The sequence below is a fragment of the Enterobacter sp. UPMP2060 genome (assembly GCF_053709655.1).
The window spans coordinates 204468-221616 of sequence record NZ_JBSKJQ010000005.1; the positions used below are offsets into that span (position 1 = coordinate 204468).

The following is a 17149-nucleotide window of genomic DNA, read 5'->3' on the forward strand; positions in this document are numbered from 1 at the left end:
CTTATTTCACAAAACGATCGGTCACGTACTGGCTGTAATCCGCCGCTACCGCAGGCACTTTGCCCTGCTCTTTCAGGAAGGTGGCGGTATCCACAATCGCTTTGTTCACCGGCCCGGTCAGCTGCTGCACCTGCTGCGCGGGCGTCAGATAGGTATTGCCTTTCACCAGCCCCGGCACGTCCGCTTCCGGCACGCCGCTCAGGCGGGAGAGTTTTTCCAGGTTGGCGGGCTGCTTCAGCCATTCATCCGGGTTGCTGATATACGGCTGCTGGGCGTCAATCGCGCTTTTGGCGAAGGCTTTCACCACTTCAGGATGTTTCTCGGCGAAGTCCTTGCGCACGACCCACACGTCGAGGGTTGGTGCGCCCCACTGGCCCACTTTTTCAGAGTCGGTCAGCACGGTGCCGTCTTTTTCCAGTTCGTTCACTGCCGGAGCCCAGACGTAAGCCCCGTCAATATCCCCGCGCTGCCAGGCGGCGATAATCGCCGGCGGCTGCAGGTTAATGATTTGTACCTGACCCGGCTTGATGCCCCAGTGTTTAAGCGCCGCCAGCAGGCTGTAGTGCGTCGTTGAGATAAACGGTACGGCGATGCGTTTGCCGATCAGATCTTCCGGTTTGGTGATGTTCTTCTTCACCACCAGCGCTTCAGAGTTACCGAGCTGCGAGGCGAGCAGGAAAACCTCGATCGGCACCTGCTGGCTGGCCGCAACCGCCAGCGGGCTGGAGCCGATATTGCCGATCTGCACGTCGCCGGAGGCTAACGCACGCACAACGGACGCCCCGCTGTCGAACTTGCGCCAGTCGACTTTCGCGCCGCTCTCTTTGGCAAAGGTGTTGTCCGCCTGCGCGACTTTCGCCGGTTCCGCAGAAGTTTGATACGCGACGGTGACGTCCACCGCCTGCGCCTGAAATGCCCACAGCGCCAGGGCGCCGAGAAGTGTGATTCGCGATGAAATTGCCATAATGTCTGCTCCCCTTGTTGTTATGAGGGCAGTATTTCCGGCGCGGGAATTTTGATAAAGGAATAAAAATGAATCGCTCATAACGATTCGTTTTTAGATAAAAAGCGGGAAAGGATAGTTGGTTTTGTGCGGTTGTTTTTTTCCCTCTCCCCGTGGGAGAGGGTCAGGGTGAGGGTATCAGCGCTGCGCGTTCAGCTCAGCAATGTCTTTCGGCGTGGTGCGACAGCATCCGCCAATCAGCTTCGCGCCGGCTTCCAGCCACTGCGGCAGATACCCTACCAGCGTCTCGCACGCTTCGCCGTGGTGGTGCCAGGTTTTGGTTACCGCGTCATAATGCTCGCCCGAGTTCGGATAGACCACCAGCGGCAGCGACGTCAGGCTTTGCAGATGCCTCAGCGCCGCCGTAGTGTTTTCCAGGGCGATGCAGTTAATGCCCAGCGCGACAATCTGCGGAGAGTTTGCCAGCGCGCTGACCACCTCGCGCAGCGGCGTGCCGTCGCTCAGGTGTTCGCTGTCGCGTAAGGTGAACGAGAACCACACCCGGGCGCGGGGGTACCCGGCCAGAAGCGCCGCCAGCGCCTTGATCTCCACAAACGAAGGCAGCGTTTCGCAGGCCAACAGGTCAGCGCCCGCATCCAGCAGCGCTTCCACGCGCGGGCGGTGGAAGGCAGTAAACTCCTCGATGCTGCGCACGTAGTCGCCGCGATACTCTGAGCCATCCGCCAGATACGCGCCGTACGGCCCCACGGAGCCCGCCACCAGCAGCGTGCCCGCATGCGGGTTTTCAGCCAGATACGCTTCGCGCGCCTTACGCGCCAGCTCCACGCTTTTACCGATCAGCGCGCGGGACTGCGCCTCGTCCAGACCGCGCGCCGCAAAGCCCGCAGGCGTGGCCTGATAGCTGGCGGTGATCGCCACCTGCGCGCCCGCGCGGTAGTAATCGAGATGCACTTCGCGAATGAGTTCCGGGTTTTCCACCAGCACTTTGGCTGACCAGAGGCTGTCTGCCAGGTTACAGCCGAGCGCTTCCAGCTCCGTCGCCATCGCGCCATCCAGCACCACAAACGGCTGTTTTTCAAGGATGGCGGTAAGCGGGTTATTCTGCGACATGTTCAGGCTCCTGCGATGTCATATTTCGGGTCAGGTAGTACGCACCATAACACAGGGCGACAAACGGAAGCCCGCAATAAAGGGCAATGCGCTGGCTCGGGTCAAACCACAGGCCGACACAGGCCACCACGCAGAGGATAAAACCGAGCACCGGCACCAGCGGATACCACGGCGCGCGGTACTGCAGCGCAGAGAGCGGCTGCCCGGACTGCTGATGACGGCGACGGAAAACGAAGTGCGACGCGCAGATGCTGATCCACACCGCCACCACCGCAAAGCCAGAAATCGCGGAGAGCGCGACAAACACCGTGTCCGGGGCCACGACGCTTGAGAACAGCGCCAGCACGCCGCCGAGCATAGAGACCGAGAGCGCCGTCAGCGGCACGCCGTTTTTGTTCACGCGGGCAAAGCAGCGCGGCAGCGTTTTCTCATTCGACAGCGACCACAGCATGCGCCCGGAAGCGTACAGGCCCGAGTTCGCCGCCGAGAGGATCGCCGTCAGGATCACGAAGTTAACGATGTCAGCCGCGTAAGGAATACCAACCTTTTCAAACACCAGCACGAACGGGCTCTTTTCCACGCCCGCCTGCTGCATCGGGATCAGCGCCGCCAGCACAAACACGGTGCCGATAAAGAAGATAATCAGGCGCGCGATGGTGGTGCGGATCGCAACCGGAATCACCTTGTGCGGATTTTCCGTTTCGCCCGCCGCGATGCCGATGAGTTCCGTCCCGGAGAAGGCAAAGTTCACCGCCACCATGGTCATCAGGATCGGCAGGCCGCCGTGCGGGAACCAGCCTTCGGCAGTGATGTTGCTTAAGCCCGGCGCGGGGGAACCGTCCTGCATCGGGATAAAGCCAAAGACCGCCGCCCCGCCAAGGATAATAAAGGCGATGATGGTGATGACTTTCACCAGAGAGAACCAGAATTCGCCTTCCGCAAAAAAGCGCGTAGAGATGACGTTCAGGCCAAAAATCACCACGCAGAAGACCACGCACCACGCCCAGACGGGCACCTGCGGGAACCAGTACTGCATGCAAAAGCCCGCGGCGGTGAAGCTAGAGCCGAGCGCCACCGTCCAGGTGAGCCAGTAGAGCCACGCCACGGTGTAGCCCGTCGCCGGGCCAAGATAGCGGGCGGCATAGACGTGGAACGCGCCGGTTTCCGGCATCGCTACGGAAAGCTCGCCCAGACACTGCATCACCAGCCAGACCACCAGCGCGCCTATCAGGTATGCCAGCAGCGTGCCCGCCGCCCCGGTCGTTGAAATGATGTATCCGGTATTGAAGAATAACCCTGTCCCAATCACGCCACCCAGCGAGAGCATAATCAGGTGGCGTGTTTTCATGGTGCGCTTAAGCTGCCCATTTTCTTGTTGTGTTTGCATATTACCTTCTATACGTATGGACATCTAAACATCCAAAGAAGGTGTGTTATACCGCGATTGTTAATAAAAAGCTAGATGACCAGACGCAAACGGGCACGCCTCGCGCTGAGTCTGGGGTGGGTCGTGAGGATCACATAGAGAATCGGACGCCAGGCCATAAGCACCTCCGCAAGCAGATACTTACAGCATGGTGCGGGAAGCGGCGATCTTCGGTCAGTCGAAAGTGGTAACGATGAACCCTCGGATCATACTTTTACGCTTCCCTCATGGTATGTCGCCACCAGGCAGGCATCATGTCGTCGAAGGAGTGATTTTCCGGGGCAAACTCCGGCTGGTCCGGATCGTCAAACACGCCAGTAAATAAGGCAACGGTGGGTGAATCATCAATCGCGCCAATTGAACTGCCGCAGGTGGGGCAAAACGCCCGGCTGGAGTAGTCCGACGATCGCCATGTCGCCGGACGTCCGCCCGGACCGATCCACTGCACGTTTTCCGCCGGAAACTCAATCCATACGACGGTTTGTGCGCCGGTGTGTTTCTGACAGATATCGCACGAGCAGGTGTGCACATTGCCCCCATTCGCAGCGGTAAAGCGAACCGAGCCGCATAAGCACCCACCTGAAAAGACCTTTTCCATGCTGTCGTCCTGAGCTGTTTAAAATCTCATCAAAACATAACACATTATTGAGGTCTGTATGCCGGGTCAGACGCGAAGCCATCGCCCGGCACGCCAGCGGCAGAATTATTGGTAAATCCTCAAATCAGTTCTATAGTCGACACAGTTTCTAAGTAACAGGACTGACTGATGCGCTTTAACGGACTGACCAAAGGTTTCTTCATTTTTATTCTCGCCCTCGTCACCTGGGCCTTCTTCGACATACTGTCGCCCTACTTCTCCGCGATACTGTGGGCCGCCATTCTGACCGTCATCTTCAATCCGGTAAAAAACAGGCTGCGCGCCGCGCTGGGGGATCGCAACGGGCTCGCCTCGCTGTTGACCATTGGCATTATCTGCCTGATCGTTTTTATTCCGTTGATGGTGATCCTCTCCTCGCTCGCCATTGAGCTGAACGTGGTGTACACGAAGCTCCAGGAGAACAACACCCAGTTTCCGGAAGTGGTTGCGAGCATCTTTAACCATCTGCCTGACTGGGCCAGCGGCTTCCTGGCGGATCACAACCTGACCAACGCGGCGCAGATCCAGAAAAAACTCTCTGACGTCGCCCTGCAGGGCGGGCAATATCTCGCCGGCAGCGCGTTCCTGATTGGCAAGGGCACGTTCGGCTTTGCGATTAGCTTCGGCATCATGCTTTACCTGCTGTTCTTCCTGCTGAAAGACGGCCCGTATCTGGTGCGCCAAATCCTCGACTCCCTGCCGCTGTCTGATTTCGCCAAGCAACACCTGTTCGCCAAATTCGTCGGCGTGTCGCGAGCCACGGTAAAAGGAACGGCGGCGGTAGCGGTGGTTCAGGGCATCCTCGGCGGGATTGCGTTTGCTATTGCCGGTATTGACGGCAGCGTGCTCTGGGGGGCGCTGATGGCCTTCCTCTCGCTGGTGCCCGCCATCGGCTCGGCGATTGTCTGGGTTCCCGCCGCCATCTTCCTGTTCGCCACCCATCAGCTTTGGCAAGGGCTGTTTATTGTCGGCTTCTTCGTGATTATCGTCGGGCTGGTGGACAATATCCTGCGCCCGCTGCTGGTCGGGAAAGACACCAAAATGCCGGACTACCTGATTCTGATCTCCACCCTCGGCGGCATGGAGCTGTACGGCATTAACGGCTTTGTGATTGGGCCGCTCATTGCCGCGCTGTTTATCGCCTGCTGGAACCTCTTCTCAGGGCGCGATCACGAAGGTAACGCCGAAGAGCTGGACCCCGACTTCATCGAAGAAGGAAAAAATCCTCCAGAATTGTGAGGATGTGACGATATAGACCACACCAGGCGGCGCTGTGCCGCCTTTTTTTCGCCTTAAATCAAACGTTTTCTATAATTTGAAAGAACGCCATCCTACTCATGTCGTAAAAGGATCATCAGGTGCGAATCGCAACGATAACAAACTGGGCCTACGGTGCCACGGTCTGCCTGACCATCGCCTCCGGCATCATCATGCTGATGGCGTCCAGCGCTGATACCCTCGAGCGTCAGGCCGTTGAACAACGGCAGAAATTTGATCAGCTCACGGAAGATATCGAAACCGATATCTGGGCCCAGTCTGATTTAGCACGGCTGTACGTCATTAAAAAAGATCCTCAGGTTCTCAAGGAATATAACCAGGCGGAAAACAGCCTGAAGAGCATCGAGCTTCGGCTGGAAAAGTTGCAGGATAACGGCGCATCGGATGAAGAACTGGCCCTGCTGCATGAAGGAATAAAGATCGTCGATGAGCTGCAGGACGAGCAGCAAACCGCCCTTTCCAGCCTTGAGCGAGGAGAAGACGCGCAGGCTGTTGCGCTACTCTACGGTGCGCCCTATGAGCAGGAGCTGGAGCGCGCGCAGAACCAGCTCGATCACTTCCGCCAGATACTCGACAAACGCGTCATCGCCTCCGTTCAGGACGCGACAAAAAAATCGAAAGCGCTGCGTACGGCCTCTGAGCTGATGGTCGGCCTGACCGCCCTGCTGTTCTTGTTTGTTCTCGGCTTTATATTAAAGCGCCGCGTGCTGCGTCCCGTGGTGCGCCTGAGCGACGTGGTGCACCGCCTGGCATCCCAGGATTACGCGGTTGAAACGCCCAATTTCAACCAGATTGATGAGATTGGCGACATGGCCCAGGCCATCCGCATCTTCCGCGAAAACGGCCTGGCGCGACAGCGTCTGGAAAAAGAGCGCGATGCCGACTGGGCCATCCGCGAGCTGCTGGCGCGCATGACCCAGCGGCTGCAGGGGTGTGAGAACTTTAACGATGTGATTAACGTGGCGGAGCTGTTTGCGCCTAATATCGCGCCGGGGATCGCGGGGCGACTTTACGTCCTTGACCGGGAGCCATGGCAGATGCGCTGCGTCGCACACTGGCTTTCACCGGTTGGTGAAGAGACGAGCTTCCACCCTGACGAGTGCTGGGCCGTGCGCCGCGGGCAGAGCCACCCCCCGGTAAACGGTGAGCCGGATATCGCCTGCTACCATCTTCCGGCATCGCAAGCTGAAAGCTCGCTGTGCGTGCCGCTTATCGCCCAGGGCGAGGCCATTGGCCTGCTCTCCTTCCAGAATATTACGGCGGACAACGCCCCTTCCCGCGCCTATCTGGAACTGATGGCCGAAGCGCTCGGTCTGGCGCTGGCCAACCAGCGTCTGCGCGACGCGCTGCTGGAAAAAGCCTTATTCGACCCGCTCACCGGCCTGCGTAATCGTCATCATCTGGAAGATACCCTGCAAACCCAAACGGCACAGGCGTTGCGCACCGGCGAGCCGTTAAGCTGCATGATGATCGACATCGATCACTTCAAGAGCATCAATGACCGCTTCGGCCATGAAGCGGGCGATCAGGTGATTAAAAGCGTGGCGTCAATTGTTCAGCGGGCCGCACATGACAACGGACTCGCATTCCGCTACGGGGGCGAGGAGTTTCTGGTCCTGCTTCCCGGTGCCGATGAACCAGAGGCGCACGCCTGCGCGCAGAAGATTTACAATAGCGTGCATGAGCTGTCGCTTCGCTACGGGCTGACCGAGATTGGGCCGGTGGATGTGTCGATTGGCATTGCCAGCTACCCGCAACATGCCCAGACTGACAACCTGCTGCGCGCCGCGGATGTGGCCTTGTACCGGGCGAAAGAGCTGGGCCGCGCGCGGATTGTGAGTTTTGGGATGCTGGAGGCGGGTTAGCGGATTATCGCTTTATTCGCGCGTTACCTCAGTAATCAACATCGACAATCCATTCATGTAGTGACTTTTTTTAGCCTGCTCGCGGTATTTGGTTGGGGAGAGCCCATATTGATTCGAGAATGCTCTGCTGAACGTTGACGGCTCCTCGTACCCTAACATCGTGAATATATCTGAAACAGAGAACTGCGTATGTCTGAGCATATGTGCGGCTTTTTCAAGTTTCCGGCTTCGGATATAGAGACCTATACTTATGCCACACTCCTGGCGAAAGTTCCGTTGAATGTAAGCCAATGAATAACCGGATTTCCGCGCCACATCTAAAACGGTAATGGGTCTGTATAAATTCGAGTCAATCCAGTGAGTAAGAGACTTAATTACAGCTTCACGATCTTTTAAGAGAGTAAACTTTATACACATAAGTATCCACGAAATTTTATTTACAAGAAGGCCGTTGGCAAAGTCATCCAATGACAATTGAAAATAAATATTCCTAAAAGAAAAATCACCCTAATAATAGGGTGAAAGAACGCTTACTGTATTTTATAAAGATGTCTTTGCTACATCCTCAATTTTTTCAGGACCATACAGTTTCATAAACGCATTAACGGAGGCCTGCGCTTTCATGACGATTTCACTTTCGTCAGGCTGATCCTTTCTTGCTTTTAAAAGCAAGGGTTCCAGTATGTCGGCCTGGAGAAGAGAACGAAAATACTCGGCCGCCAGCACAGGATCATCTTTTCTTAAAATATTTTGATTCATTAAATCGGTAAAAAGCGCCGAAACATTTGAACGCAGTTTTTGCATTCGCGCATAATATAATTCTCCGATACCCGATCTTCCGGCCTCGGAAATCATTAATCTTTGCAAATCCACAATATCCGGAGAGCAAATATAGCGTAAAAAGGCAACGGCAAATTGCTCGATGACCAGCTGTGGTGATTTTCTGAAAAGGCGCACCTGCCCCGCAGTTTCAATAGTCATGCTCTTTATATACTGTTCAGTTTCTGAAGACATGCATTCTACAAATAGCTCTTCTTTCGAAGAAAAGTGACTGTAAATTGTCGATTTTGAGCCACCAACAATCGCGTTAATCTCCGAGATAGACGTGGCATCAAATCCCTTTTGTCGAAACAGTCCGGATGCGACCTCCAGGATCTGTTGCCGTTTAAGCGCTCTTTTATCCATATGTTTCCTCGTTAGTTTAGGTGTCTGGCCTGGACCAACACTTTTTGTTCTCTGATTTCGGAATCACGTCAGATAGTAGGGTTTGTAATCGTACTGACCAGTACATTTTCATTTGACGGCGCTCAGAAGTCAAGATATAAAGTGTACCGTACTGTACGGTACTGTATTTGGACTTCCCTATGACCAGCATGACGAGCGTACTGATGAAAGGTTTTCAGGAGACACTTCCGAGGTGTCGCATTTCCGGTTTAACCCGGTCCAGGATAGTGATGAGCTGTGTTGTCATTTCCGCCATCAGTATGAGCGGATGCGCCATAATCCCCGATCTTGGCACCCCACCGTCTATGAAGACGGTCACACAACTTAAAAGCGATCAAAGTTTCCCGCACCAGAACGGCCAGTGGCCGAAAGACTACTGGTGGAAGAAATACGGTGACGAGCAGCTCAACGAGCTGATTGATGACGCGCTTAAAAATTCCCCCACGCTTAACATCGCCGAAGCTCGCGTGAAACAGGCGCAGGCGATGACGCAAAGTGCGAGCGGTTCGCTTTTCCCTGAGGTCACCGCAAACGCCAGCTTTATGCGGGACAAAATGAGTTACAACTATGTGACGCCTGAAAGCGCAACGCCTCAAAACTGGAACAGCTATGGGCGCACCACGCTTGATATGAGCTGGGAAATTGATTTTTGGGGTAAAAACCGCGCAGCGCTCGCGGCTGCGACATCTGGTGAAATGGCGGCGGTAGCGGAAGAAGCACAGACAAGGCTGGTGCTCTCTTCTTCTATTGTTACCGTTTACGCGGAGCTGGCGCATTTATACACCGTTCGCGAAACGCTTAACGACACCCTCACTATACGAACCAGTACGCTCGCGTTGTTCCAGCAACGACATGACGCGGGGCTTGAAGATTTATCCAGCCTTCAACAGGTTGAGACGCGTCAACTCAACGCAAAAGCAAACCTGGTGGCAATAGATGAAGCTATTGCGATCAAAAAACATGAGCTCGCTGCACTGATCGGCGATGGGCCTGACAGATCGCTGGCAATCACCGCGCCTAAGGCAACGCTTTTAGCGCATGAGGAACTTCCTCTGAATATTGCGCTGGATCTGATTGGTCGCCGTCCTGATATTGTCGCGGCACGTTTACGCGCCGAGGCGGCAGCAGAGCAAATCAAACAGAAAAAAGCCGGTTTTTACCCAAGCGTTAATCTGGTTGCCTTTGCCGGGTTCCAGTCATTGGGTATTAACAACCTTACCCGGAGTGGCTCAGCAATTGGCAGCTTTGGCCCGGCCATATCGTTGCCAATATTTAATACGCAGAAGCTCCAGGGTGATTTGAAATACGCCAGCGGTGAATATGACATTGCCGTGCAGGTTTATAACGACACGTTAACGAATGCACTTCGGGAAGTGAGCGATGCGCTCACCAGCAGAGCCTCTCTTAAAGACGAGATGCTTTATTCTCAGGGCGCAGTCACGTCGGCAGAAAAGGCGTATTCCCTCACCAGACAAAGGTATGAAGGAAAGGTTGCTGATTATCTGGACGTGTTGTCCTCGGAAGATGAGCTGGTCGCGGCCCGCCGAAAATTAGCCGACGTAAATTCTCGCGCTTTTACGATTGACGTCGCATTAGCGCGTGCATTGGGCGGCGGATATACCTCGAGCAAACAGTGATTTTTTAACACCAGGTTAATTACTAAATAGTGGAAAGAAAGGAAATAAAATGAGTCATTCTGCAGCTATTGAAAATCAAAATATTGAATCATCCGATATCAAAAAGAAAAAAAGAAAACGTTTATTCTCTTATCTCGCATTAAGCATCGCGCTGGCAGGCGCAGGCTCGTTCGCCTATTGGGAATTAGTGGGTTCCCGATATGTTGAAACCGATAACGCCTATACCGATGTCGAGTCCGCGCAGCTCTCTTCTGCGATCACCGGTACGGTCAGTGCCATCCTGGTCACGGATTCTCAGGTGGTAAAAAAAGGCGATGTTCTGATCCAGCTGGATCCCACTGACGCAGAGTTAGCGCTTAATCAGGCGGAAGCAAACCTGAACCTGGCCATCCGGCGAGTAAATGGATATAAGGCCACCGACACAAAACTCGGCGCAGAAGTTGTGGCGAATGAGAAAGAGCAAAAACGCCTGCTGGCCCAGGTTGATGCCGCAAACGCTGACTTCCAGCGCGCGACGGTTGACCTCAAGCGCCGCGAAGCGTTAATGCAGACGGGCGCGATTTCAGGCGACGAGCTGACGCGTATTCAAAACGTTTACGCTTCCGCACTGGCAAACCTGAATGCCGCTAAAGCCGCCGTGGCGCAAGCAGATGCAGCAAGACAGGCGGCTGTGGGCGCAAGACAGGCGAATGCCGTGATGATTGAGGATGCAAATACCGAAACCAACCCGGAAGTTGCTCTCGCCAGAGCCAAGCGCGATCAGGCCAGACTGGATCTGGAAAGAACCGTGATCCGTTCGCCAGTCGATGGCGTGGTTGCTCGTCGCCAGGTCGAGCTTGGACAACGCGTCCAGCCTTCCACACCGTTATTGTCCGTGGTGCCGGTGCAGCAAATTCACGTCAATGCCAACTTCAAGGAAGTTCAGCTCCAGCATGTGAAAGTGGGACAGAAGGTAGAACTGGTAAGCGATCTGTATGGCGATAGCGTGCCTTTCCATGGAACGGTCGAAGGCTTTGATGGCGGCACCGGCGCAGCGTTTTCAATTATTCCTGCGCAAAACGCAACGGGTAACTGGATCAAGGTTGTTCAGCGTTTGCCGGTGCGCATCAAACTCAATGCTGATGAGCTTGCTGCACATCCGCTGCGGGTTGGTCTGTCCATGAAAGCGACAGTTAACTTAAAAAGTGAATAACGGAAACCAGGCCATGTCTACATTAGTTATCGATAATGAGCCGCCATCGCTGAAAGGCGGTATGTTATGGATTGGTGCCCTGGTACTTGCAATGGCTAACTTTTTAGCCGTGCTCAACATGACCATTGCAAACGTCACTCAACCCAACATGGCTGGTGCCCTGGGCGCAGGAACCAGCCAGGGCACGTGGATCATCACGGCCTATGCCGTGGCTGAAGCCATTACGGTACCACTATCAGGATGGTTAACCACACGGTTCGGCGGCGTGCGCGTTTTCTCCGTTTCCGTGTTCATGTTCGGTATTTTCTCTTTGCTTTGCGGCCTTTCCACTTCGCTGGGAATGCTGCTGCTGATGAGGGTTTTTCAGGGCATGGCGGGAGGCCCCCTGATGGCCTTATCACAAACGTTACTGCTGCGTATTTTCCCGAAAGAAAAATCCATGCAGGCGACGGGATTATGGGCGATGACAACATTGCTGGCGCCCGTAATAGGCCCGGTACTGGGTGGCTGGATTTGCGATCATTACAGCTGGTCGTGGGTGTTTATCATCAACGTTCCGATGGCAATCGCTTTTTCAGTCGTGGCGTGGTCAGTACTGAAAATCTTCGAAGATACGCTGGTTAATAACTCTATTGATATCGTTGGGTTTATTTTATTGGTGATCTGGGTTGGTGCCCTGCAGATCATGCTCGATGAAGGGAAAGACCTTGACTGGTTTGCCTCAGAAGAAATTTGCGTTCTGGCGATTATTGCCTGTATCGGCTTTTTAAGTTTCTGTATCTGGGAGCTGACCGCTGAACATCCGATCGTCGATATCAGAGTGTTTCGCCATCGCGGTTTTTCGGCCAGCATGTTTGTGCTTGCACTCGCGTTTGGATGTTTTTTTGGTCTGAATGTCCTCACGCCTTTGTGGCTGCAATATAACTTAGGGTATACAACAACATGGGCAGGGATTGTGGTGGCCTGGGGCGGGCTTTTGCAGGTGGTATTTTCTCCGGTTGCCGCTAACCTCTCCAACAAAATCGATCCGCGCATTCTTATCTTCTTTGGCTGCGCCTGGCTGGGTCTCGACACCTTCTGGCGATCCTATGCGACGACCGATATGGACTACTGGTCCATCTGCGTACCTTTGTTATTCATGGGCGTTGGAATGCCGCTGTACTATGTCCCGATTACGGGGCTTGCAATGGGCTCTGTAGATGAAACGGAAATGGCTTCAGCCGCGGGGCTAATGAACTTTGTTCGAACGTTATCGGGTGCATTTGCCACATCGCTCGTAACGACGTCATGGCAGGACCAGCGCTATATTGCGCATGACAAACTGGCGTCCGTCGTCGACCCTACTGGCGATCTTTCGCACTACATTAGTTCGGCTCCTCAGCAAGGTGGACAATTTGTGCGTGAGCTTTTTGACAAGATGGTAAACAGCCAGAGCATGATGCTGTCGACCAATAATCTGATGATGTCGATCGGCGTGATATTTTTTATCGCTGCATTCGCAATTGCATTAGCGCCTAAACCTTCGCGCGTGGTGGATGCCGCGTCTGTAGGACACTGATAATTATTCAGCACAAGGACGTGAGTATCAAAAAAACAGAGAAAATCTGATGGACAGTAAATCATATATGCCGGGCAGCCGGGATATTCTGTACAAGAAAATATTCCTTTCAATTTCCGAAATGAAATACCTTGAAAGAGAAATAAAAAAGTTCAACTGGCTAGAACGTACTTTTTTAAGAAAAAAAGAGTTCTATAAAATGCAATATCACAAAAGCAAATGTGACAGCAATTTCTTTAGATTTATCAACAGCGGGCAGGACAACCAGAATACGTTAATTCATATCCTTGAACAATTACCTGAGAACCATCCTGACAGAACATGGCTGACGGGCTTTCTGCTTTGAAACCATCGGGCAAGCAACGTAATAAGCCGTTTCCCGGCCGATTAACATTCCGGATGTGACATATATAAAAACGCTAAATTCAGGTTAACATCATGAAAATGAGTGGCTTTCAATGTCTTATTGAAAAGAACAGCGATTATAAGGATGTTTGTCTCACCATTCTTCTAATACTGCAGGTTTTAACCATTTTTATCATTTCACCCGTTACGGAGAGCGAACATAAAAACTATCACTGGCTTAACAATGCGCTGTTCTCAGCAATGGCCTTGATTTCGGTATTCATTGTTTCGAAGGATATAAAAAGGTATCTGGCTATCCTCAGTTTTTCTTTTTGTCTGGTCGGGTTGGCCGTCGGGTCAACAACGACCACGCACAAAACCACAGGGATACTGGTTCTCCTGTCAGGGATTTTTTTCTGTCTCAACGTTAGCTGGATTGTGGCAAAACAGGTTTTCGATGAGGGTGTTGTGACGCTTCATCGCATTCGCGGCGCCATGGTTATCTATCTGAATATCTCACTTTTGTTTGCGCTGCTGGACTGTTTACTGGTGGGATTCATTCCAGATGCATATACAGGAATATCGGACGATAACTCAATTGAAACGATGCTTTACTTCAGCCTGACCACGCTAACCACCCTTGGCTATGGAGATATTCTGGCAATTCATCCTTTTGCACGTAATCTGGCGATGCTTGAAGCGGTGATGGGTCAATTCTATATGGGAACCATGATCGCTATTTTAGTCGGTTTACATATAGCACAGAGGGCTCCTGCGTCAAAAAAATGAATAAACGCTATTTTTAACATGCCGGATATATATCTTTTTGCTGGCAGAAAAAAGTGGACGCTTCCCAGTGGAAGAAGCGTCCAAAAATCAGGCAATTATTCAGACACAGATTGAAACCGTAAACTGACGATCTCATCGATAATATCTCACACCCTCTTCTCTTCATTATTTACATTTTCTGCCATGGCATAAGAAAAAACTCATTCTGCAGGCGTTAGCGTTTTTAGCGGGCGTGTTACCCGCGCAAACCGACAGGATAGTATTCATCCCGTCGGGAGCAGCGTAGCCTGTGGCTTTTCACGTGAGGTGGACGAATTGTGCACAGCGCAGGCCGCACCACTTTCAGGGGGGCGATACCCGCGAAGGACAGATGCTGAGCGGTTGCACGCTCGCCGTTTCAACACAGGTAAAATCAATGGTGTAAGATGATTACAATCAATTAAAGCGATCATTTTTTAAACACAAGAGAGCTTATGCAAGCAACTTTAGCTTTTTTCAAAAAGTTAAGCGTCATCACACTGTCTTACACCCGCTCAACGCAAATCAATAACTTATTGATTTTATTGAAATAAAACCAATAAAAATTCTAAAAACCATTAGTACTCAACAAAATATATAAACTCGTGTGATATCTAAATTATAATTCTTATACTTATGTTCAAAAGGTGGAGGTCAAAATGCGATTAACCCTACTGCTGTTATGCTGTCTCGTACAAAGTGTAACCTGGGCTGGCGACCTGCCAAAACCAGTTGGTAAACCCATTTTAACGATTTACGGTAATATAGAAAATACCAATGAAAATGGAAAAGCAGTGTTTGATCTCGCCAGCCTTGAAAAACTCGGAGTAGTGAGTTTCGAGACGACATCTCCCTGGTATAATGGTCGTACGAAGTTTGAGGGTGTTCCAATGAACAAACTCATGGAGTATGTGGGTGCGAAGGGAACTAACGTTAATGTTATTGCGCTCAATGATTACTCTACCGTGATCCCTCTCAGTGACTTTAAAAAATACAACGCCATACTTGCCTTAAAGGTCAATGGCGAATATATGCGCATCCGCGATAAAGGCCCATCGTTCATTGTATACCCCTATGACAGTCTTCCTGAGTTGAATAATCAGATTTATTACTCACGATCAGCATGGCAGGTTAGCAAAATGAAGATTGAGTAGTCGTTCAGGAGAACATAATGAACAGGATACTGGTTGGTATCATTTTTTCTCTTTTTATCACGACAGGATATATTGCATTTCTTGTTTACGATCGACAGCAGGAATTGCAAAAACTGACTCAATACACTGAGTCCTGGTCCGTGGCACAACTGGTATCAGAGTATTACCGTTTTGAATCATGGCTTGGTCTATACGCAACCGATACCGATGACGTTACGATAGACCAGGTCCGCATGCGTCTTGAAATTATGCTAAGCCAGAGCGATTTAATGAAAGGGGGTGATTTAGGTCGCTATATTGACAGTGATAAAGCGCATCAGGAGCTCGCTTTGCGCTTAGAGAAAATACTGGCCTATCTGGATAGCCATCTTGAAAAAATGAGCCACCCAGAGCTACAGGCATACCTGACAAATATGCATGACCTTGATGCGCCGCTGAGCCAGCTTTCTGCAACGGCATTGACGAAAGATATTAACACGGTTAATGAATCCAACCATAAAATACAGATTCTTTATTATATTTATTCGGTGCTTTCATTATTACTGGTGATATTAAGCTTTATTCTGGGTTTCTTAATGATCTACCAGAATAAAAACATTCTCAAAGCGCACATGCAGGTTAAAAGCCTTGCTGATGAACTTCAGATATCAAAAGAAACGCTGCAAATTCAGAACTCGAAGCTGGAATATGATGTTTATCATGACTCTCTCACCGGCATGAAAAACCGCCTTTTCTTCTGGGACGATCTCAACAAAATTAATCTTCAGGCAGATAAAAACCATATCCCCGTCACGGTGATGTTATTTGATTTAGACCGCTTCAAAGAGGTCAACGATACCTATGGTCATGATGCCGGAGATTTGCTGTTGAATCAGGTATCCAGACGCCTCACCTCAATGAGCAGCGCCACTGATACGTTTTACCGTTTGGGCGGAGACGAGTTTGCCCTGCTTTCCAGTGGCCTCACTGAAGCAGCCGCCGTTTCGCGCGCCAAAGAAATCAGCGAACATATCAGCCAGCCCTATACAATTAATAACCAGCTGATAAAAATCGCCACCTGTGTGGGTATCGTTTTATCTGATAATGAACGGCGCTCTGACTACCTTTATAAATTTGCCGATCTGGCGCTCTACGAAGCCAAAAAAGAGGGCTCACAGCAGATAAAAGTTTTCCGTCAGTGGATGCTGCAAAAGTTACAGGAAAGCAGAACCCTTGAACATGATATGGCACTGGCGATCGATAACCATGAATTCGTTGTTTATTACCAGCCTATTGTCGATTCATTCAGCAATGAAATTTACGGCTATGAAGCGCTTATTCGCTGGATACATCCGGTGAAGGGGCTACTGTCACCCGATTACTTTATTTCCGTTGCTGAGAAAACGGGGATGATCAACCAGATCGGCAAAACCGTGCTGGAGCTTGCCTGCCGGGAAGCTGTTTCCTGGGCGGTTCCGGCAAGGATCTCTGTGAACGTCTCACCCGTTCAGCTGGGCACGAAATCCTTTACGGCAATGGTACAGTCCATCCTGAAGGAGACAGGACTTCCGGCGAACCGTCTTGAATTAGAGGTTACGGAGTCATCGCTCTTCAGCGACAGCAACACGCCGATCACTATTCTCAAAAAGCTGAGAACGCTGGGTGTAAGAATTTCAATCGATGATTTCGGGACAGGTTATTCGTCGCTCTCACGTCTGAGTGAACTGAATTTTGATAAAATTAAAATCGACAAATCCTTTGTGAACCCGATATCCACGCAGGATGATGCCCTTAATATCGTTAAATTGATAACCGGCATGGCGAAGAGCCTCAATATGAGGGTCATTGCAGAAGGTGTTGAAACCGAAGCGCAGCTTGAACGTCTTCAGGCGCTTGGCTGCGATCTCGTCCAGGGATATCTGTTCGGAAAACCACAGGCTGAGATTGACAGGAAGATTAGATACGGTTGAAAT

General features: G+C 51.6%; 15 protein-coding genes. 9 read left to right on the forward strand and 6 right to left on the reverse strand.

What is annotated here, in order from left to right:
• Position 1: 1 nt before the first annotated feature.
• The 4 genes from tauA to ACWKXN_RS13315 form a co-directional block, all read right to left on the reverse strand.
• Positions 2–964, reverse strand: coding sequence for a taurine ABC transporter substrate-binding protein (gene tauA, locus ACWKXN_RS13300; protein ID WP_023293188.1), 963 nt, complete (start codon positions 962–964; stop codon positions 2–4).
• Between the two features lie 177 nt (positions 965–1141).
• Positions 1142–2074: a homocysteine S-methyltransferase gene (gene mmuM, locus ACWKXN_RS13305; RefSeq protein ID WP_454543895.1), complete on the reverse strand. Its 933-nt coding sequence runs from the start codon at positions 2072–2074 to the stop codon at positions 1142–1144.
• On the reverse strand, positions 2061–3461 hold the full coding sequence (gene mmuP, locus ACWKXN_RS13310; RefSeq protein ID WP_454543896.1) for an S-methylmethionine permease: 1401 nt from the start codon (positions 3459–3461) through the stop codon (positions 2061–2063). Before mmuP ends, mmuM begins: the two co-directional genes overlap by 14 nt.
• A gap of 253 nt (positions 3462–3714) precedes the next feature.
• Complete coding sequence (locus tag ACWKXN_RS13315) at positions 3715–4098, reverse strand: GFA family protein (RefSeq protein WP_047061215.1); 384 nt, start codon at positions 4096–4098, stop codon at positions 3715–3717.
• A 168-nt stretch (positions 4099–4266) separates the two neighbouring features.
• Here ACWKXN_RS13315 and ACWKXN_RS13320 point away from each other — a divergent pair, with 168 nt between their 5' ends.
• The gene (locus ACWKXN_RS13320; protein ID WP_033144729.1) at positions 4267–5376 is read left to right on the forward strand and encodes an AI-2E family transporter; all 1110 of its coding nucleotides are present in this window, start codon (positions 4267–4269) and stop codon (positions 5374–5376) included.
• A 119-nt stretch (positions 5377–5495) separates the two neighbouring features.
• Complete coding sequence (locus ACWKXN_RS13325; protein WP_048979329.1) at positions 5496–7280, forward strand: diguanylate cyclase; 1785 nt, start codon at positions 5496–5498, stop codon at positions 7278–7280.
• Positions 7281–7292: 12 nt separating this feature from the next.
• Here the strand turns inward: ACWKXN_RS13325 and ACWKXN_RS13330 are convergent, their stop codons facing one another.
• Together ACWKXN_RS13330 and ACWKXN_RS13335 are read right to left on the reverse strand one after the other, a co-directional pair.
• The gene (locus tag ACWKXN_RS13330) at positions 7293–7697 is read right to left on the reverse strand and encodes a helix-turn-helix domain-containing protein (protein WP_454543897.1); all 405 of its coding nucleotides are present in this window, start codon (positions 7695–7697) and stop codon (positions 7293–7295) included.
• Between the two features lie 123 nt (positions 7698–7820).
• Positions 7821–8465: a TetR/AcrR family transcriptional regulator gene (locus ACWKXN_RS13335; protein ID WP_048975098.1), complete on the reverse strand. Its 645-nt coding sequence runs from the start codon at positions 8463–8465 to the stop codon at positions 7821–7823.
• Between the two features lie 269 nt (positions 8466–8734).
• Here ACWKXN_RS13335 and ACWKXN_RS13340 point away from each other — a divergent pair, with 269 nt between their 5' ends.
• The 7 genes from ACWKXN_RS13340 to ACWKXN_RS13370 all read left to right on the forward strand — a co-directional run bounded on the left by ACWKXN_RS13340 (position 8735) and on the right by ACWKXN_RS13370 (position 17146).
• Complete coding sequence (locus ACWKXN_RS13340; protein ID WP_454543898.1) at positions 8735–10141, forward strand: efflux transporter outer membrane subunit; 1407 nt, start codon at positions 8735–8737, stop codon at positions 10139–10141.
• Positions 10142–10190: 49 nt separating this feature from the next.
• The gene (locus tag ACWKXN_RS13345; RefSeq protein WP_047648609.1) at positions 10191–11333 is read left to right on the forward strand and encodes an HlyD family secretion protein; all 1143 of its coding nucleotides are present in this window, start codon (positions 10191–10193) and stop codon (positions 11331–11333) included.
• A gap of 13 nt (positions 11334–11346) precedes the next feature.
• Positions 11347–12891 carry a DHA2 family efflux MFS transporter permease subunit gene (locus ACWKXN_RS13350; protein ID WP_320708953.1) on the forward strand — a complete coding sequence of 515 codons (1545 nt, stop codon included), beginning with the start codon at positions 11347–11349 and terminating at the stop codon, positions 12889–12891.
• A gap of 49 nt (positions 12892–12940) precedes the next feature.
• Positions 12941–13237: a hypothetical protein gene (locus tag ACWKXN_RS13355; protein WP_320708952.1), complete on the forward strand. Its 297-nt coding sequence runs from the start codon at positions 12941–12943 to the stop codon at positions 13235–13237.
• Positions 13238–13329: 92 nt separating this feature from the next.
• Positions 13330–14025: an ion channel gene (locus ACWKXN_RS13360; protein WP_454543899.1), complete on the forward strand. Its 696-nt coding sequence runs from the start codon at positions 13330–13332 to the stop codon at positions 14023–14025.
• A 677-nt stretch (positions 14026–14702) separates the two neighbouring features.
• On the forward strand, positions 14703–15197 hold the full coding sequence (locus tag ACWKXN_RS13365) for a molybdopterin-dependent oxidoreductase (protein ID WP_039263874.1): 495 nt from the start codon (positions 14703–14705) through the stop codon (positions 15195–15197).
• A 17-nt stretch (positions 15198–15214) separates the two neighbouring features.
• A complete protein-coding gene (locus tag ACWKXN_RS13370) occupies positions 15215–17146 on the forward strand; it encodes a putative bifunctional diguanylate cyclase/phosphodiesterase (protein ID WP_087822967.1) in 1932 nt (643 codons plus the stop codon).
• Positions 17147–17149 lie beyond the last annotated feature (3 nt).